Source organism: Microcella frigidaquae, assembly GCF_014200395.1.
Taxonomy (GTDB): domain Bacteria; phylum Actinomycetota; class Actinomycetes; order Actinomycetales; family Microbacteriaceae; genus Microcella; species Microcella frigidaquae.
This window is the reverse complement of sequence record NZ_JACHBS010000001.1, coordinates 2,293,234-2,311,668: the sequence shown is the minus strand read 5'-3', so window position 1 is coordinate 2,311,668 and position 18,435 is coordinate 2,293,234. Positions and strand designations below refer to the sequence as shown.

Genomic DNA, 18,435 nt, shown 5'->3' with positions numbered 1-18,435 from the left:
ACCGTCAGACCGCGACGGCGCTCTCCACAGACGAACCGCCACGGCACGACGACACAGTCAGCGCCGCGCCACCCAGCGGTGGAGTCGGTGGCGGATCTCCTCCATCCGGGCGCGACTAATCAGCGACCGGAGGGCACGCTCGAGCTCCCGATCAAAAGCACCGCTCTCGCGCATGGCCGCGATGTTCTCCCTCGCAAAAAGCACGACGCCATGATCGGTCCGCACGTCGCGCACGCCGGCGATGTCGATCGTGTTCGGAAGCGTGGCGCAGCGCTCGAGAGCGCCCGCGGCACGGAGGTTGATCATCGTCCGGACGCATTTCTCGCACTGGCCGCAGTTGTAACGACCCCCCTGGTTCTCCCAGCAGACGCGGAGATGCGCCATCGCCACAGGGCTCGTGGCGATCGCGGCGACCTTCTGCGGTCGAGTGAACTCCTCACCGTGATGGACCAGCGTCAGGCGCGACGACGACCACCACGGGTCGAGATCAGGATGCGAACCCCAGGGGAAGAGATCGCTGACGTGGTATGAGGCGGGGACGATGACGCGACCGAGGTCATTGCCCAGCAGATGAGCGACCGCCGCGAGCGCGGCCCCGTGATAGCAGTCTCCCCACGCGACATGGGGTTCTGAGAGGGCCCGGACGTTGGTGCGCACGACGATGAGCTCTCGATCGAGCTCCGCCGCTGCGGACCGCGCCTCGCTGATGGCCTTCGCGGCGAGCGCCTCGTCGGCGATCTCGATGTCGAAGCCATGCACGAAGATGAGGTGGGAGACCTCGTTGAGGTGCTGGAGAGCGGAGAAGTACGAGTCGACACCGCCGCTGAAGAAGCACCCGACCCCGCCCGCGGAACGGTCGTCGATTGTCGCCGCTCGCGCAGCTACCGCAACAGGCGTCAGATCGGAAAACCAGCCGTGCAGCGTCTGCGCCGCACGGGCGGCGTTCTCGATCGCCACGGCATCGTGCTCATCGAGAAGCTCTAGCGGAGCCCCGACCCGCATCGCAACAGGCAGCACCGCGGGCAGCACCGGAGCCGCCGAGCGTGCCACCGGTCGATCCGCCTCGAACCATACGGTCGTCACCTCACCACGAACGGCGACATCGAACTCGAGGCGATTCGGGTGCGGAAACCGGACGGGAGACACCTCCACGCCGTCGCGCTGCGAGGGGGAAGGCATGTGTGAAGCCTACCCACACTGTGACGAGCACTCGCGGTGGGGTGGCACGATCGACGGCTCCGCTCTGGCACCTCGGGCTCGAGGCGGGCGTCGCCGACCTCAAAATCCGAGCTGCAGCACCATGAGCCCCGGCCAGACGGCGAAGAGCACCGTCACCGGCAGGATGAGGAACACGAGCGGCACGAGCATGGCGACCTCGCGGGTTCCGGCGGCCTCGAGCAGGCGCCGCTTCGACTCGTCGCGGGCGTCGAGCGCGTGGGCGCGCAGCACCTCGGCGAGCGGGGTTCCGCGGTCGAGGGCAGCGAGCACCTGGTCGATGAGCCGACCGACCGCGGGCAGGGCGAGGTCGTCGCGCAGCTCGGCGAGTGCGGCGGCGAGCGGCTGACCCGCGGCGGCGCGCTGCACGACGCGATCGAGCTCGCCCGCCAGCTCTCCCGACCCGGTGCGGGCGACGCGTCGCAGCGCCTCCAGGATGCTCTCGCCGGCCGCGACGCTGAGGGCGAGAAACTCGACCACAGTCGGAAACTCCTCGGCGATGCGCGCCGAGCGCCGGCGGGCCGCGCGGGTGAGGAGCGCATCCGTCGCCGCGATGCCGCCGATGCCGCCCGCCGCGACCGCCGCGATCGCCGTCACGACCACGGGCGCGCCGGCTGTCATCGATCCATTCGCCGCGGCGGCCAGCGCGAGAGCGAGGCCGAGAGCGGCGCCCAGCAGGGCTCCGAGCAGCTGGCGTGTGCGGTGGCCGGCGAGCGTGACCGCCGAGCCCGACTGCCGCAGGCGCGTGCGGATGACCTGATCGCCGCCGAGGGTCGCGGCGAGCATCCGCTGCCCCTGCTCGGCGAGCGGGGAGAGCACCGCGTCCATGACGGGGAGCGGGTCGGAGCGCCGCGCCGTCGTCATCGCCCGGGCCTCGGCGGAGACGTCGACGAGGTAGGGCGCGAGGCGGGCCGCGAGGCGCGGGCGGCCCAGACGCGGGGCGAGCGAGACGAGCAGCCACAGGCCGGTGCCGAGGCCGAGGCCGGCGAGCAGGGCGGCGCCGAGCAGCGGCGTCACCGGAACCACCGCCCCTCCTCGGGCAGCCTCCCGAGCGCGATCATCAGCCGGTAGGCGACGAGTGTCGCCGCGAGACCGCCCGCCACGAGCACCGCGCCCCCGGGAGTGTTGTAGGCGGCGGCCGCCTCGGGGCGGGTGCCGAGCATGAGCAGCACGATCCACGGCGCGACCACGCCCAGACGAGCGGCGGTGCGCACCCACGACTGGCGGGCGTCAACCTCCGAGCGCACCGCAGCGTCGGCCCGCAGGTACTGCGACAGCGAGCGCAGCACCGTCGGCAGCTCGGTGCCGCCGACCTCCCGCGCCATGCGCACGGTCTCGACGATGCGGTCGGCGACCGGGTCGGCCAGGGTCGCCTTCAGCGTGTCGAGGCACGCGCCGAACTGCGCCGTGCGCAGGTAGTCGCGCCGGAACGCCAGGAACGCCGGACGCACCGGCTCGGGCGCGGCATCGGCGAGCGCCGCCACCGCCTGCGGCAGGCTCAGCCCCGCCCTCACGCCCGACAGCAGGTGGTCGACCACGTCGGGCCAGACGGCGCGCAGCGCGCGACGGCGGGCGGCCGCGCGGGCCCGCAGCACGAGCACCGGAACCGACGCCGCGACCACCCCCGCGATCGGGGCGAGCGCCGCCACCGGCACGAACACCAGCGTCAGGGCTGCGCCCGCGAGGCCCGCCATCAGGATGCTCGCCACGAGCACCCCCGGCGCGACGCCGCTCACCCCCGCGCGGGCGAGCAGCTCGGCCAGCGGCTCGAACAGCGCGCGCCGCGGCGCCGCGGCGCGGGGTCGGCGCGGCCACAGCCACGGGGAGGCGAGCAGCAGTACCCCGGCGGCGAGCAGCAGCGCGGCGACGAGCGTCATGCGCGAGGGCCGGGTTCGGGCGCGGGCGCGCGAAGCAGCATCGCCGGGTCGAGGCCCGCGCCGTCGAACCTCTCGAGCCGCGCCGGAAGGACGCCGGTTGGTGTGAGGGTGCCGGAGAGCATCCCGAACAGGGTGTCGGCCTCGATGACGCCGTCGACGACGCGGCCGGTCGGCGCGACGATCTCGGCGACGCGGCGCTGGCCGCCTTTCACGAGCTCGCAGTGCACGACCAGGTCGATCGCACTCGCGACGGTCGGCACGACGAAGCCCGAGTCGATGTTGCGGCCAGCGAGCAAGGGCAGGGTCGAGAGCTTGACGAGGGCGTCCCGGGCGTTGTTGGCGTGGATCGAGCACATGCCCGGCAGTCCGGAGTTGAGCGCGATGAGCAGGTCGAGCGACTCGGCCTCGCGCACCTCGCCGACGACGAGGCGGTCGGGGCGCATGCGCAGGGCCTCCTTGATGAGGCGGCGCAGCGAGATCTCGCCGGCTCCTTCGAGGTTGGGCGTGCGGCACTGCATCGCGACGACGTCGGACGCGGCCAGGTCGAGCTCGAAGGTCTCTTCCACCGTCACGATGCGGTCGTTCGGGCGCGCGCTCGCGAGCATCGCGCCGAGCAGGGTGGTCTTGCCCGAGTGGGTCGCCCCGCTGACCAGGATGTTGCCGCCGGCGAGCACGGTCATGCGCAGGAACTCGGCGGCGAGCGGCGTCAGCGACCCCAGTTCGACCAGTCGCCCGAGGCTGCGGATGCGCTGCGAGAACTTGCGCACGTTGACCGCCCAGTGCTGGCGCGTGACATCCGGGATGACGACGTGCAGCCGCGAGCCGTCGGGCAGACTCGCGTCGACGAAGGGGCTCGCCAGGTCGACACGGCGGCCGGTGCTCTGCAGCATGCGCTCGACGAGAGTGCGCACCTGGTCGTCGGTGAGGTTCGCATCCACCCGCTCGGTGACGCCGGCGCGCGCGATGAAGACAGCGTCGGGGGCGTTGATCCAGATCTCCTCGACCGTGGGGTCGTCGAAGTAGGGCTGCAGCGGACCGTAGCCGGTGAGGTCGGCGAGCACGCGGCCGAGCGCGGCCTGCTCGTCATCGAGCCGGGGCAGCGAGCCGGCGAGCGCGCGCTCGGCGTAGGCGCGCAGCTCGTCGCGCACGAGGCGCTCGGCCGCGGTCGGGTCGACGGTCAGGTCGAGCCGTTCGGTGCGCACCCGCTCGCGCACGCGCTCGGTGATGACGCTGACGGCACTCGACATGCGCGTCATTCTGGTGACGGGCGGGGCGGAGGTTGGCTGGTTTTCCACAGTTGTCGGGGTTCGGGGAGGGCTGGCCGGAGCACGCGAGGGCAGGGGTGCTGCGAACGGCGTCGATCGGTCACTCGTTGGCGCCAGTCGGGAGTGTGTCGGTAACGAGTGACCGATCGACGCTGTTCATCGCAGCCTCGGGCCCGCGCCGGTGTCAGCAGGAGCCCCGGCGCGGCCCCGCGTGTCGCGCCAGCGCGGGATGCGGAGCTCACGCCAGCGCGGGCCCAACCTGACGCAGCCGCCAGCCGCGGGGTGGGCGCCATCCCCCGTCGCGCAACCGCCGCTCGAGTCGACCCATCAGCTCGCTCGGTTGCTCGAACACATCAGCGCGGGTCGCCCTGACCGCCCGCCATCCCTCGTCGGTGTAGCGATCGAACCGCCTCACATCGGTCGCGAAGCGTCGGCGCGATGTCCGGTGCTCGTCGCCCTCGTACTCGACCAGCACCCCGAACGGCGGCCACGCCAGGTCTGCCTCTGCGCGCCAGCGTTCCGCCGAAAGCTCGGTCGACAGCACCGGATGCGCGACCACGGGCTCGGGCAACCCTGCGCTCGCGATCATCAGACGCAGAAGCGTCTCAGCCCGCGACCGCACACCGGCCCGACGCAGCGGGGCGGCCCGCGCGAGTCGCGCATACCCCGGGCGCCGGGCACCGAAGGCGAGGGCTGCGAGCATCGGGTCGGGGCGGCCTTCCGACTCGGCCCGCAACAGCATCGCGTCGGCGAGCGCCACCAGATCGGGTCGACTGAGCTGCGTCGCGCAGGTCAGCAGAGTGAGCGGCTCGTCGACCAGCGGCAGTGGAAGGTACTCGCCTGAGCTCGGCGCAACGACCAACAGGTGCTCAACACGTGCGGCGGGAAGCTCGATGCTGTGGCCGCGAACACCGGCGATGCGCACAGCGCGCCGCGGACGCGGCACCGCGACGTGCACCAGACCGTCGCGCCGCACGACGCGCGGCAGCGGATACCCGCGCAGAAGAGCCGCCGAACTGTGGCTGAAGGCCGCGGCAGAGTCGAGCCAGACCGTGAGCGCGTGAGCTCGCTGGACGGGGTCATCGAGATCGATGGCGTGCGCGGCGACTCCGCGGTAGGGATGCGCAACGTCGCGTCGGCGGGTGCGCGCGTAGGGCATCCCGCCGCCGGCGACGGATGCGCGCACGACCCACGCATCGTCGGCACCGTTGAGCAGCTGAGGTTCGCGAGTCATGGCGGCGAGCGTGCCGGAGACAGCAACTCGGCGACTGGCGTGCGCACGACAGCGTCGATCGGTCACTCGTTGACCCGAGTTGGGGAGGAGTGCGCAACGAGTGACCGATCGACGCTGTGTGGGGCGCCGCAAGCGAGAAATTCGGGGGTGCGGCGACTCTTCACGACCCGAGCGCGGTCGTAGGCTGGGCCCGCCGCGCCCGGCGTTCACGCCGCGCACCCCGAACCGCGCCCACACCGAACCTTCCCCACCCCGAGGAGCCCCCCATGCTCGAGACGCTCGCCGCCGGCGCTGTCGGGCTCGGGGCTGCCAGCTTTCTGCTCATCGGGGCCGCAATCGGGTGGCTCATGCAGGTGCCGACCGGGGTGGTCGCCGGAGTGATGGCGTTCGGCGCGGGCGCGCTGATCTCGACGCTCGCGTACGAGCTCGTGGGCGAGGCGCACGCGGTGGGCGGGCTCGCCCCGACCATCGGCGGCTTTCTCGCCGGCGCCGTGATCTACGTGCTGGCCGACCTCGCGCTCGCCCGGCAGGGGGCGCGGGCGCGCAAGCGCTCGATCGCGCTGCAGAGCGCCCCGGGGGTGCACGCGGCTCCGGTCGTGCCGGCCGCGAGCGCCGGGGTCGGGCTGGCCGTCGCGATCGGGGCGCTGCTCGACGGGGTGCCCGAGAGCCTGGTGCTGGGGCTGTCGATCGCGGATGGCGGGGCGGTGAGCATCCCGATGCTCGTCGCCGTCGCGGTGTCGAACGTGCCGGAAGGGCTGTCGAGCGCCGCGGGCATGAAGCACGAGGGCCGCAGCGCTCGCTACGTGTTCGGGGTGTGGGGCGGCATCATGCTCGTCTCAGGGGTCGCGGCGATGCTCGGCTTCGCGCTGCTCTCGGGCGCGAGCCCCGAGGTCGTCGCCGTGGTCACCACGATCGCGGCGGGCGGCATCATGGCGATGGTCGCCAACACGATGATTCCGGAGGCCTTCGCCGCCGACCGCTCGCTGACCGGACTGTGGGCGGCATTGGGCTTCGCGCTCGCCTTCGCGCTGTACCAGCTGGGCTGAGCCCACACCACCCGGAGTGACCTACGCGCTGAGGGCAGCGCCCGCCGCGTGCAGCCGCGCGATGAGCTCGGGCACCTCGTCGACCGTGCGGCAGAACATCGCCGGCTTGAAGCAGATGCTCGTGTAGCCCTGCTCGACCTGTCGGGGCAGGGCGGCGAGGGCCTCGTCGAGGTCGGCCACCGCATCCGGCCCATCGAAGCGGCCCCGGATGCCCCCCACGAGCTCGAGCTCGCTCATCGCACGCCCGGCCTCGGCCATCGCGCGCTCGAGCCTGGCGAGATCGTCGGCGGTGAGCGTGCCGAACGGGTTGAGACCGGACCCGTACCGCACGAGCCGCCGCACGAGCGGCGGGTGCATGCCCTGCCCGCCGAACCACAGCGGCGGGCCGCCCGGCCGGAAGGGCCCCGGCTCGAGCCACACATCGTCGAAGCGGTAGAACTCGCCCTCGTGCCGCACGGGCCCGCCCCGCCACGCGCGCGCGACGATGTCGAGCTGCTCGTCGAGAATCGCCCCGCGCCGGTGGAAGGGCACGCCGAGGGCCGCGTACTCGTCCTTGTGCCAGCTGACCGTCGGCAGCACGACGAGACGGCCCTGCGCGAGCAGGTCGAGCGTGCCGAGGTCTTTCGCGAGCAGCAGCGGGTGCCGCAGCGGGAAGATGATGGCGCCCGCCACCAGGCGCAGCGTCGTCGTGGCCTGCGCGATGGCCGACATGAGCACGAGCGAGCTCGGCCAGGCGGTCGCCGGGTCTTGGTTGCCGGGGGCGGCGTAGTCGCGCAGGTTCGCCATGACGCCGTTCGCGCCCGCCGAGGGGCCGAGGGCGATGTGGTCGCTGAGCATCACCGCGTCGACGCCGTGCCGCTCGGCGGTCACGGACAGCTCGACGAGCCCGCCCAGGTCGCGCGCGTCGACGATCGCGTCGTTCTCGGTCAGCACCATGACCCAGCGGATGCTCACACCGGCCTCCTCGCCCGCTCGCCAGTCATTCGCTTCCGAATGACTCAGGGAAACGCTAGCGGATGGCGTCCGGGACAGTTCTCCGACGATGTGCGAGAAGGTTCTCGCAAAACTCGCTAGAGTGGGCGAGTGAAGAAGGTCCTTCTCGCGCAATTCACCGTTGCGCCCTCTGGCGCCGAGGTGGTTCGCCAACTCGTGGTCGAGTACGCGCACGCTGTTCGCGCCGAAAAGGGCAACCGACTGTTCGCGCCGACGACCCGTCAAGACGATCCGAACAGCTACCTGATCTTCGAAGAGTACGAGAACGATGAAGCCTTCGCGGTGCACCTCAGCACAGCACACTGTGCGGCGTTCAACGCCGCGATCGCACCGTGGATTCACGGTGGGGCAACGACCCTCATCGAACTCGTCGACATCGAGTCGGTAGGCGGCGCGAACGACTCACGCACGCTCGTCTAGACACCAGCGGGCCGAGGCCCAGCGCCGAGGTGGCGCCGTTAACCGAGCTCGTGCCTCCACGGCGGCTCCGCGCCAGCGCGTGTCACGGTGATCGCGGCACACCGCCCCGCGAACGACAGCAGAGCGTCGACGTCGATCGACGCGAGAGCTCGCTCGCGATCGACGGCGAAGGCGTCGACCACACCCTGATCAACCAACGCTGCGATGATTCCCGCCATGAACGAATCGCCTGCGCCAATCGTGTCGACAATGTCAACGCGCGGCGGTGCGAACTCCACGACTCCGGAGCTCGAGACCGCGATGGTGGATGCTCCCCCATCGGTCACCACGACGAGCTCGGGCCCCCGGCTCAACAGATGCTGTGCGGCCTCAACGAGGGTCATGGAGTCGTAGGCCCACGCCAGATCTTCGGCGCTCGCCTTCACGACCTGCGCGAGCGAGCAGAAGCTCTCGACCCGTTCGCGGGCGAGCTTAACCGAGCCCATGATCTGAGGGCGCAGGTTGGGGTCATAGGTGACGAACACCCCAGCGGCGTGAGCACGAATGAGCGCGTCAACCTGGGTCGCCCCCGGCTCGAGCACCGTCGCAATCGAGCCGGCGTGAATCAAACGCGTCGCGGGCGCGACGACGAACGAGTCCGGCAGTTGCCAGTGCATGTCGAACACATACGACGCTGAGCCGTCGGCGTCGAGCGTCACCGCGGCCGTCGACGTTGCACGGTCGACGCCCGTGGCGGTGTGCACGTTCTGTACGCCGCTGGCATCAAGGTGCGCACGGAGCCACTCGCCGTGGGAATCGGGCCCCAGGTACGTGACGACGTCGACGGCAAGACCCAAGCGCGCCGCGCCGACGGCGACATTGAGTGGGCTGCCGCCCGCGTGCTCAACGACGGCGTCGCCAGAACGCACGATGTCAACGATCGACTCGCCGACCACACAAATGCGTGTGGCCGGCGAGGAGTCAGGGTTGCCTGCCGCCGTCACGCGTCGGTCGTAGGCTCGGCATCAGCCGAGCCGGTGATCGCCGCAATGAGCGAGTCGGGAGTGAACTCTGACGTGGGGGCATCGCGCACGATGCGACCGAGACGCAGCACCACAATGCGGTCGGTCACTTCGAGCACGTGCGGGAGCGTGTGCGAGATGAAGATGACGCCCAGTCCCTTTGCCTTGGCGGCCCGGATGACGTTGAGCACCTCGCCCGCTTGGCGTGCCCCGAGGTGGTTGGTCGGTTCGTCGAGAATGATGACTTTGCGGGCCCACGACACGGCGCGGCCAATCGCGACGGCCTGTCGCTGACCACCCGAGAGTGCCGAGACCGGCCGGCTCGAGGCCGGCACCGCAATGCCCACGCGCTCGAGGTCGTCGTGCGCCTCTTTCTCCATGCGACGACGGGCGAGAAAACCGAGCTTGCCCAGGATGCCCGGGCTCATGACCTCGCGACCCAAGAACAAGTTCTGCGAGACCGTGAGGTGCGGCGCGAGGCTCGAGTCTTGGTACAAGGTCTCGATGCCCGCCTCAAGCGCGTCACGCGGCGAACCCCAGACGTGCTCGACGCCGTCAAGCTCGAGACGGCCAGAGGTGGGCTGGTGGGCCCCCGAAAGAACCTTCACTAAGGTCGACTTTCCGGCCCCATTGTCACCCACCAACCCGACCACTTCGCCGGCGTGAACACGCAGGCTCGCCCCCGTCAGCGCCTTAACCGAGCCGTAGCTCTTAGAGACATCGTGTGCTTCGTAGATCACGGTTTTCGTCATCAGCTTCGCCCATCACTCTTTCGCAGAACTTGAGCCGCCACCGCCGCAGCGATCAGCACGGCAACGACAACCTTCTTCCAGTCAGGCTCGACGCCGATCATGATGAGCCCCGACTGCACGGTGAACAAAATGAGGGCTCCGATGACGACGCCTGACAGGCGACCGATGCCACCCATGAGTGACACGCCGCCGATCACGACGGCGGCGATCGCGTCGAGCTCACGGCCGGTGCCCGATGAGGGCGATCCAGCGCCCAGGCGAATGTAGACATAGATGCCCGCGAGGCCAGCAAGAGCTCCCGACACGGCATAGACCCACGTGAAGTGGCGAGCAACGTTGATGCCCGCGGCACGGGCGGCGAAGGCATTGGAGCCAATCGCGTAGGTGTAGAGACCAACCCGCGCCTTGTGCAAGTACAGGCCGAGCACCGTGACGACAACGATGACGACCACGAGCGCTGGCGACAGCGGGTTCCACTGCGGTGAGAACGACGAGATGAGGGCGAAGTCGTTGGCGCTACCGATGGGAGCACCCTGCGAGATGACGACCGAGAGGCCGAGCGCGGCTCCCATGGTCGAGAGCGTCGCGATGAAGGGAACGATCTTCAAGACGTTGATGAGAAAGGCGTTGATGAGGCCCACGAGCAACCCCACGCCGATCGAGACGGCGGCACCGACGAGCAGGCCGCCCCAGGCGTCTTGGCCCTTGACCGTCTGGTCGAGGCCAAGAACATTCGCCATCGTCCAGGCGGCCACCACACCACTGAGGCCAATGACGGCACCCACCGAGAGGTCAATGCCGCCACTGATGATGACGAAAGCCTGACCGACAGCAATCAAGACGATCGAGCCCCAGTCCGTGAGGATGTTGCTCGCCGTTGCAACCGAGAAGAACTTCGGTTCGAGGATCGTGAAGACGATGATGAGAATCACGAGCACTCCGAGAAGGAGGCTGCTCTGTGATGTCAGAGCATCGAACGCCCGTGCCTTGCGCGCCGAAGCGGCGGGGTTCGGTGTCACGCTGATCGCTTGACTGCTGTCGGTCATGGTGTGTGACTTTCGTTAGCTACGTCTGGGCCTAGTTGGCGACGTAGGTGTACTTGGCCAGGTCGGCCGCAGAGGTGTTGGCGTCGAGCGTAACGTTCGGGATGACGACCTCGGCAGGGGTCGACGTCGAACCGTTGCGGATGAACTCAACGATGGTGCGGATGGCGAGACGCGCCTCTTCAGCAGGGTCTTGCGCGATCAGAGCCGTGAAGATGCCCGACTCGATCTTGGCCACGTTGTCGGGGTAGGCGTCGTAGCCGACGAGACCGATCGTGCCAACCAGGCCCTTGGCCTCGAGCGCCGCAGCGGCACCCGACGCGTTCGTGCCGTCGATGGCGAAGATGCCGTCGAGGCCCGGGTACTTGGTGAGCCAGTTGTTCACGTTCGTGGCGGCCTTCTCGGGGTTCGACTCCGAGTACGCAACGTCGACGATCGCGATGCCGGGGTACTCGGCCTCGATCTGCGCCGTGAAGCCGTCGAGGCGGCCCACGTTCGTGGTGGCGGTGGGGCTCGTCAGACCGACGACAACCTCGTAGCTGCCACCCTCTTCGTAGCCGATCTTGGCCGCGAGAGCGTCGGCGGCCTTGGCACCACCGTCGGTGTTGTCACCCGTGATGAAGGTCAGCACGTCGCTGAGGTCTTCAACGCGCGTGTCAACGTTCGCGACGACGATGCCGGCCGCAACAGCCTTGTCGACCGAAGCCTGCAGGGCAACCGGGTCGGTCGGAATCAGAACGAGAGCGTCGGGCTGCTGCGCGAGCACGGCGTCGACGATCGGAATCTGGGTCTCGGCCGAGTAGTTGGCGGGGTCGCCCTGCCAGATGAGCTCGACGCCCTGAGCAGCGGCTTCCTCCTCGGCGCCGACCTTCATGGCCTGGAAGAACGGGTCGGACTCGGCGCCCATGACGAACGCGATCGAGATGTCTTCAGCAGTCGGCTCACCGCCGGCTTCCGTGGTGCTGCAACCGGTGATGGCGATCGAGGCGGCAGCAAGGGCGCCGACAACCGCGACAGTGCGGAACGGGGTCTTCATGCGATTCTCCAGTGGTTGAGTCGCGACTCCGGGCCGAACGCTGTGCGGACGTCGTTGTCGCGAAAGGGGTTGGGGTGCGAGAACGTTCTCGCACTTGAGAGGAAATGATTACACTCATGAGCGTCGAACGCAAATCCTTCCGTACGACACGCCTTTCGACCCAAGGAGTCGTGCCTCTGTGCAGAAGCCGAGTGCTCCCACCATCGCGGATGTAGCCGCGGCAGCTGGCGTCTCATTGGCCACGGCTTCCCGGGCACTCGCTGGCTACGGCCGCGTCGCCGCCGCCACGATCGACCGCGTGCGCGACGCAGCCGATGCACTGGGGTACCGCCCGAACGAGTTGGCACGCTCTATGCGCATCGGCTCCACCTCGACAATCGGTCTCGTGGTCATCGCCGACTTCACGAACGCCTTCTTCGATCGGGTCACCAAAGCGATCGTCGACACCGCGCGGACACGTGGCTACCAGGTGATCATCTCCAACACGGATGAAGAGATCTCCGTAGAGTTCGCTGCAGTGCAGACGATGCTCGACAAGCAGGTCGACGGCATCCTTGTGGTGCCATCACTGCACGAGAACTCTGACCACTTGCTGTTTGAACAGGTGAATGGCAAGCCCGTGGTGCTGCTTGACCGCTACACGAACGACGCGCGCCTGAGCTCGGTGACGACCGATGACCGCCTCGGCACGCGACGTGCGGTAGATGAGTCGATCGCCCTGGGGCACCGGCGCCTGGGGTTCTTGATCTCGACGGTCGGGGTCGACGGATTCACCGATCAGGAGCCCAGCGCCATGATCTCAACCGTGCGCGAGCGCGTCGAAGGATTTCGCGCGGGAGCAAAGGCAGCAGGCGGTCGTGTGTTGTCAGAGCAGTGGCGATTCGCGCAGGACTCGGCCCAGGCAGCCGAGGGCGCCATCGCGTCGATGCTCGATGGGCCCCACCCGCCCTCGGTGGTCTTCTGCTCGAACAACGACATGCTCATCGCATCACTGCGCGTTATCGCTCAGCGCGGGATGCGCGTGGGCCACGACATCTCGATCGTGACGGTCGACGACAGCCCGTGGGCGTCGGCGTTCTCACCGGGAATTGCGGTTGTCGCTCGCCCCGTCGAGGAAGTGGGTGAGGCGGCGGTCCGCCTGTTGCTCGAGCGCATCGCCGATCCGGGGCACGATCCCGCAACGGTCACGCTGCCAACTGAGTTCATCCCTCGGGGTTCGCTCGCTCCACCTCCGCCGAGCTCCGAGAACTGAGTACTCCGCGGAAGAGATCCGCTGCCGGGCGGCCACCACAGCGCCCGGCAGCGGAAGAGGGAGAAGGCGCTAGGCCTTCGGCACGAAGGTGTACTTCGTGGTCAGGTACTCATCGATGCCCTCGAACGAGCCCTCGCGGCCGATGCCCGACTGCTTGACGCCGCCGAAGGGCGCCGCGGCGTTGGAGATGACGCCCGCGTTGAGGCCCATCATGCCGGTCTCGAGGCGGTCGATCATGCGCATGCCGCGGTTGAGGTCGCTCGTGTAGACGTAGGAGATGAGCCCGTACTCGGTCGCGTTGGCGAGCTCCACAGCCTCGTCCTCGGTGTCGAACGGCACGATGGCGAGCACCGGGCCGAAGATCTCCTCGGCCAGCAGGCGGGTGCCCGCGGTGACGCCGGTGATGACCGTGGCCGGGTAGAACGACCCGGCACGGTCGGGGATCACGCCGCCGGTGGTGACCGTCGCGCCGCGCGCGACGGCATCCTGCACCAGCTCGTGGGAGGTCTGAACGGCGTTGTCGTCGACGAGCGGGCCGATCTGCACGCCCTCCTCGGTGCCGCGGCCCATCTTCATGGCGGCGACGCGCTCGGTGACGCGACGGCTGAACTCGTCGACGACGTCACGCTGCACGAGGATGCGGTTGGCGGCGGTGCACGCCTGGCCGATGTTGCGGAACTTGGCGAGCATCACGCCGTCGACGGCCTTGTCGAGGTCGGCGTCGGCGAACACCACGAATGGGGCGTTGCCGCCGAGCTCCATCGAGGTGCGCAGGATGCCGTCGGCGGCCTGCTTCATGAGCATGCGGCCGACCTCGGTCGAGCCGGTGAAGCTGAGCTTGCGCAGGCGCGGGTCGCCGATGATCTCGGCCGAGAGCGGGCCCGACTTCGCGGTCGTGACGACGTTGACCACACCGGCCGGAACGCCCGCGTCCTCCAGGGTCTTCACGAAGTACATCGTGGTGAGCGGGGTCAGCGCGGCCGGCTTGATGATCGAGGTGCAGCCCGCGGCGATCGCGGGCGCGATCTTGCGGGTCGCCATAGCGAGCGGGAAGTTCCAGGGCGTGATGAGGAACGACGGGCCCACCGGCTGGTGCGACACCACGATGTGGCCCGTGCCCTCGGGGTTCTCGCCGAAGCGGCCCGTGATGCGCACGGCCTCCTCGCTGAACCAGCGCAGGAACTCGGCGCCGTACGTGACCTCGCCGCGCGACTCGGCGAGCGGCTTGCCCATCTCGATCGTCATCAGCAGGGCGAACTCGTCGGCCCGCTCGATGACGAGCTCGAAGGCCTTGCGCAGCAGCTCGCCGCGCACGCGCGGGGCCGTGGCGGCCCAGCTCGCCTGCGCGTTCGCCGCAGCATCCATCGCCTTCTTGGCATCGGCGACCGACGCGCTCGCGATCTCGGCGATGATCTCGCCGGTCGAGGGGTCGTTCACGGTCATGGTGGCGCCGCCCTCGGCGTCGACCCACGTGCCGTCGATGTACAGGCCGCGGGGAACCTTGGCGAGCAGCTCGGCTTCGCTGATCATTCGTCTCTCGTTTCGCTCAGTGCCCTGCCGGTCCAGACCGGATCAGGCACGGGTGCGGTGGTGGCGTCCGCGGGGATGGATGGGGGGCGGTGGTCTAGTTCGCTTCGAGGGCTTCGCCGATGACGCGGATGCCCTCACGCAGCAGCTCGTCGCTGATCGACAGCGGCGGCAGCAGGCGGATGACGTTGCCGTCGGTGCCGCAGGTCAGCACGATGACGCCCTGGTTGTGGCAGTACTTCGCGACGGCCCCGGTGAGGGCGGCGTCGGGCTTGCCGTCGGCGTCGGTGAGCTCGATGGCCACCATGGCGCCGCGACCGCGGATGTCGCCGATGCGGCCATCGCGCGCCTGCAGCGTGGTCAGCTCGTCGAGAATGACGGCCTCGAGCTCACGGGCGCGGGTGAGCAGGTCGCCCTCCTCGTAGGCGGCGAGCGCGCCGAGCGCGGCCGCCGTGGCGATGGGGTTGCCGCCGTAGGTGCCGCCGAGGCCGCCGACGTGCGGGGCGTCCATGATCTCCTGGCGGCCGACGACCGCGGCGAGCGGCAGGCCACCGGCGATGCCCTTGGCGAGCGTCATCATGTCGGGCACGATGCCCTCGTCCTCGCTGGCGAACATCTGGCCGGTGCGGGCGAAGCCGGTCTGCACCTCGTCGGCGATGAAGACGACGTTGTTCTTGTTGGCCCACTCCTGCAGCGCGGGCAGGAAGCCCTTCGCCGGGACGATGAAGCCGCCCTCACCCTGGATGGGCTCGATGATGATCGCGGCGAGGCGGTCGGCACCGATCTGCTTCTCGAGGGTGTGGATCGCGCGGGCCGCCGCCTGCTCGCCGGTGAGACCGTCGCGGTAGGGGTACGACATGGGCGCGCGGTACACGTCGGGCGCGAAGGGGCCGAAGCCGGCCTTGTAGGGCATGGCCTTCGCGGTGAGCGCCATGGTGAGGTTGGTGCGGCCGTGGTAGCCGTGGTCGAACGCGACGACGGCCGACTTGCCGGTGTAGTAGCGGGCGATCTTGATGGCGTTCTCGACGGCCTCGGCGCCTGAGTTGAACAGGGCGGTGCGCTTGGCGTGGTCGCCGGGGGTGATCGCGTTGAGCTTCTCGGCCAGCTCGACGTAGCCGTCGTAGGGGGTGACCATGAAGCAGGTGTGGGTGAAGCGCTGCACCTGGTCGATGACGGCCTGGGCGACGTGCGGGTCGGCGTTGCCGACGTTGGTCACGGCGATGCCCGAACCGAGGTCGATGAGCGAGTTGCCGTCGACGTCGACGATCACGCCGCCGCCGGCGGCGGCCGCGTAGACCGGCATGGTGGTGCCGACGCTGGAGGAGACCGCGGCCTGCTTGCGCGCGATGAGGGCCTGGCTCTTGGGGCCGGGGATGCTCGTCACGAGCTCGCGGCGCTGCGGCAGGCTGGGGCCGCCGGTGAGGGCGGGGGCGTCCATCGTCATGCTCATGCGGTCAGCGTAGGGCTCGCAGCGTCGGAGAGCCGTATACGGTATGTACAGCAGGGTCGCTCCAAGTCGACACCGCGTACAGTGCGGGCGTAGGGTGTGGGCAGACTCCCGAATCCACGGAACCGGTGAGCCCCGCATCCCGCGACGGAAGGACGCCCGTGCCGGTCACACTCGACACCCTGCTCGCCCGCCGCGAGCTGCAGCTGCGGCTCGTCTGGGCCGACGAAGCCGCGCGCGAACGGCCCTGGGCGTGGGTGCACTCGAGCGACCTCGCCGACCCGACGCCGTTCCTCTCCCCCGGCGACGCGCTGCTGACCACCGGCACCCAGTGGTCGAGCGACGACGACATCGCCCCGTGGGTCGAGCGCCTCGCCGCGGCGGGGGTTCCCGGCGTCGGCTTCGGCACCGAGGTGATCCGCGACGGCACGCCGGATGCCCTCGTGACGGCCTGCGCCGCGCACGGCCTAGCCCTGCTCGAAGTGCCCTACCGCACGCCGTTCATCGCCGTCGCCCGCGCGGTCGCCGACCTCGACGCGGAGGAGCGCTACGCCCGCGTGCGCTGGACGCTCGAGACGCAGCGCGCCATCGCCGTCGCCGCCCTGCGGCCCGCCGGGCTCGGCGCGGTCGTCGCCGAGCTCGCGCGCCGCATCGGCGCCCCCGCCGCGATCGTGCGCGAGGCAGCCGGGGCGCGCACTGGCGACGAGGGCCCCGACCTGCTCGGCGACGAGCCGCCGCGCACCGTGCTCGACGAGGCCCTCGCCCTGCTGCGCGCCGGGCGCCGCGCCGCCCGCACCGTCGACGACTGGAGTCTGCAGACCGTCGGCGCGGCCACCGCCCTCACCGGCGTGCTCGCCATCGGCCCTGGCTCGCTGCACGACGATGCCGAGCGCGCGGTCATCACCAGCGTCGTCGCGCTGGCCGGCCTCGCCGGCGTCACCGACCGGGATGCCCTCACCGCCTCCGCCGCCGAGACGGCCGCCCGGCTCGCGGCCCTGCGGTCGGCCGTGCAGGCGGCACTCGTCGCCAGCGAGCCCTCCCCCGCCGTGGTCGCCGAGCCGCCCGCTCCGGGCGATCCCGCCGCGCTCGTGCAGCCGCTGCTCGAGCACGACGCCGAGACCGGCGACGAGCTCGTGAGCACGCTCGGCACCTGGCTGCGGTGCGATGCGGTGGCCGAGGCGGCGGCGCTGCGGTTGGGCATCCATCGCCACACCGTCAGGGCGCGCCTGCGGCGCGCCGCCGAGCTGCTCGACCGCGACCTCGATGCCTTCCCGGCCCGGGCCGAGGTGTGGGCGGCCCTGCAGGCGGCAGGGCGGGTATGACCCGACGGCCGTCGCACCCGCGGTTCTAGACTGGCCCTGCCAGCGGGAGTGGTGAAATTGGCAGACACGCAGGATTTAGGTTCCTGTGCCTTCGGGCGTGAGGGTTCAAGTCCCTCCTTCCGCACGCGTCATTCGCGCGACGAGCAGGTAGCCTGAGCACGGAATCGCAACCCTGCCAGCGCTGGAGCCGCCCATGATGCCGATGGATCTCGGCCTGTTCGACGTCGAGGCCTGGATCACGGGCGCCGGCCAGTGGGGCCTGCTGCTCGTCTGCGCGATCGTCTTCGTCGAGACCGGGCTGCTCATCGGCTTCCTGCTACCGGGCGACACCCTGCTGCTCATCACGGGCATCCTGACGTTCACCGGCGTCATTCCGCAGCCGATCTGGCTCGTGGTGCTGTGCATCTTCATCGCCGCCGTGCTCGGCGACCAGTTGGGCTACTACATCGGCTACAAGGCGGGACCGCCGATCTTCGAGCGCAAGTCGGCGGGCTTCTTCAGCAAGAAGTCGGTCGCGCGCACCGAGTACTTCTTCGCCCGCTACGGCGGGTTCGCCGTCACCATCGCGCGCTTCATCGGCGTCGTGCGCACCATCGCCCCGGTCGCGGCCGGCGTCGGCAAGATGCCGTACAGGAAGTTCCTGTTCTACAACGTGCTCGGCGCCTTCCTCTGGGGCGTCGGCCTGCCCCTGATCGGCTGGGGTGCCGCGCACATTCCCGGCGTCGCCGACGTCGTCACCGAGTACATCGAGATCGTTTTCCTCGTGGTCATCGGCATGGCCGTGACGGGCATCGCCTGGCACCTCGGCCACGAGCAGTGGGAGAAGCGCAAGGAGGCCAAGGCGGCCGCGGCCGGCGAGCCCGTGCCCGAGGTCGAGATCTGGGTCGACGAGGCAGCCCACGACGGACGCCACGAAGCCGCCTACCCGAAGGCCGGCTACGGCGTCGGCCCGCACGACGGCAAGCACGAGAAGCAGCCGCCCGCCTGACGCCCGCGCGCCGCGCG

General features: G+C 69.9%; 17 protein-coding genes and 1 tRNA gene. 6 read left to right on the top strand and 12 right to left on the bottom strand.

All coding sequences use genetic code 11. From position 1 onward, the window contains the following. Positions 1–57: 57 nt before the first annotated feature. The 5 genes from BJ959_RS11335 to BJ959_RS11315 form a co-directional block, all read right to left on the bottom strand. Positions 58–1,179 carry a hypothetical protein gene (locus BJ959_RS11335; RefSeq protein WP_153981934.1) on the bottom strand — a complete coding sequence of 374 codons (1,122 nt, stop codon included), beginning with the start codon at positions 1,177–1,179 and terminating at the stop codon, positions 58–60. 99 nt (positions 1,180–1,278) lie between these two features. After that, positions 1,279–2,241, bottom strand: coding sequence for a type II secretion system F family protein (locus BJ959_RS11330; RefSeq protein ID WP_341799878.1), 963 nt, complete (start codon positions 2,239–2,241; stop codon positions 1,279–1,281). After that, a complete protein-coding gene (locus BJ959_RS11325) occupies positions 2,229–3,092 on the bottom strand; it encodes a type II secretion system F family protein (protein WP_153981933.1) in 864 nt (287 codons plus the stop codon). The genes BJ959_RS11330 and BJ959_RS11325 overlap by 13 nt, the downstream gene beginning before the upstream one ends. Then, positions 3,089–4,339, bottom strand: a complete 1,251-nt coding sequence (locus BJ959_RS11320) for a TadA family conjugal transfer-associated ATPase (protein ID WP_431356661.1) — start codon at positions 4,337–4,339, stop codon at positions 3,089–3,091. The genes BJ959_RS11325 and BJ959_RS11320 overlap by 4 nt, the downstream gene beginning before the upstream one ends. Before the next feature lie 256 nt (positions 4,340–4,595). Continuing rightward, positions 4,596–5,591, bottom strand: coding sequence for a hypothetical protein (locus BJ959_RS11315; RefSeq protein ID WP_153981931.1), 996 nt, complete (start codon positions 5,589–5,591; stop codon positions 4,596–4,598). A gap of 266 nt (positions 5,592–5,857) precedes the next feature. On the opposite strand from BJ959_RS11315, the gene BJ959_RS11310 reads away from it, so the two are divergent. Further along, the gene (locus BJ959_RS11310; protein WP_153981930.1) at positions 5,858–6,637 is read left to right on the top strand and encodes a ZIP family metal transporter; all 780 of its coding nucleotides are present in this window, start codon (positions 5,858–5,860) and stop codon (positions 6,635–6,637) included. Between the two features lie 21 nt (positions 6,638–6,658). Here BJ959_RS11310 and BJ959_RS11305 read toward each other — a convergent pair whose 3' ends face one another. After that, on the bottom strand, positions 6,659–7,591 hold the full coding sequence (locus BJ959_RS11305; RefSeq protein ID WP_153981929.1) for an LLM class flavin-dependent oxidoreductase: 933 nt from the start codon (positions 7,589–7,591) through the stop codon (positions 6,659–6,661). A 129-nt stretch (positions 7,592–7,720) separates the two neighbouring features. Here BJ959_RS11305 and BJ959_RS11300 point away from each other — a divergent pair, with 129 nt between their 5' ends. Continuing rightward, positions 7,721–8,050: a putative quinol monooxygenase gene (locus BJ959_RS11300; RefSeq protein WP_052225668.1), complete on the top strand. Its 330-nt coding sequence runs from the start codon at positions 7,721–7,723 to the stop codon at positions 8,048–8,050. A 38-nt stretch (positions 8,051–8,088) separates the two neighbouring features. Here the strand turns inward: BJ959_RS11300 and BJ959_RS11295 are convergent, their stop codons facing one another. Genes BJ959_RS11295 through BJ959_RS11280 form a run of 4 tightly spaced genes read right to left on the bottom strand, consistent with a single transcriptional unit; the run spans position 8,089 to position 11,882 of the window. Continuing rightward, positions 8,089–9,033: a PfkB family carbohydrate kinase gene (locus BJ959_RS11295; RefSeq protein WP_153981928.1), complete on the bottom strand. Its 945-nt coding sequence runs from the start codon at positions 9,031–9,033 to the stop codon at positions 8,089–8,091. Then, positions 9,030–9,803, bottom strand: a complete 774-nt coding sequence (locus BJ959_RS11290; protein WP_153981927.1) for an ATP-binding cassette domain-containing protein — start codon at positions 9,801–9,803, stop codon at positions 9,030–9,032. The genes BJ959_RS11295 and BJ959_RS11290 overlap by 4 nt, the downstream gene beginning before the upstream one ends. Then, a complete protein-coding gene (locus tag BJ959_RS11285) occupies positions 9,803–10,849 on the bottom strand; it encodes an ABC transporter permease (RefSeq protein WP_153981926.1) in 1,047 nt (348 codons plus the stop codon). Before BJ959_RS11285 ends, BJ959_RS11290 begins: the two co-directional genes overlap by 1 nt. Positions 10,850–10,880: 31 nt before the next feature. Further along, complete coding sequence (locus BJ959_RS11280) at positions 10,881–11,882, bottom strand: substrate-binding domain-containing protein (protein WP_153981925.1); 1,002 nt, start codon at positions 11,880–11,882, stop codon at positions 10,881–10,883. A gap of 178 nt (positions 11,883–12,060) precedes the next feature. Here BJ959_RS11280 and BJ959_RS11275 point away from each other — a divergent pair, with 178 nt between their 5' ends. Continuing rightward, a complete protein-coding gene (locus tag BJ959_RS11275) occupies positions 12,061–13,134 on the top strand; it encodes a substrate-binding domain-containing protein (protein ID WP_153981924.1) in 1,074 nt (357 codons plus the stop codon). Between the two features lie 69 nt (positions 13,135–13,203). On the opposite strand, the gene BJ959_RS11270 is transcribed toward BJ959_RS11275, so the two are convergent. Continuing rightward, positions 13,204–14,664 (bottom strand): NAD-dependent succinate-semialdehyde dehydrogenase, encoded by a 1,461-nt coding sequence (locus BJ959_RS11270; RefSeq protein WP_153981923.1) that lies wholly within the window; start codon positions 14,662–14,664, stop codon positions 13,204–13,206. 94 nt (positions 14,665–14,758) lie between these two features. Next, a complete protein-coding gene (gene gabT / locus BJ959_RS11265; protein ID WP_424960743.1) occupies positions 14,759–16,105 on the bottom strand; it encodes a 4-aminobutyrate--2-oxoglutarate transaminase in 1,347 nt (448 codons plus the stop codon). A 131-nt stretch (positions 16,106–16,236) separates the two neighbouring features. On the opposite strand from gabT, the gene BJ959_RS11260 reads away from it, so the two are divergent. From BJ959_RS11260 to BJ959_RS11250, 3 genes are all read left to right on the top strand, one after another. Next, positions 16,237–17,430, top strand: coding sequence for a PucR family transcriptional regulator ligand-binding domain-containing protein (locus BJ959_RS11260; protein ID WP_341799877.1), 1,194 nt, complete (start codon positions 16,237–16,239; stop codon positions 17,428–17,430). A gap of 42 nt (positions 17,431–17,472) precedes the next feature. After that, positions 17,473–17,554: transfer RNA gene (locus BJ959_RS11255), tRNA-Leu, on the top strand. A 69-nt stretch (positions 17,555–17,623) separates the two neighbouring features. Then, positions 17,624–18,418 (top strand): DedA family protein, encoded by a 795-nt coding sequence (locus tag BJ959_RS11250; RefSeq protein WP_153981922.1) that lies wholly within the window; start codon positions 17,624–17,626, stop codon positions 18,416–18,418. Positions 18,419–18,435 lie beyond the last annotated feature (17 nt).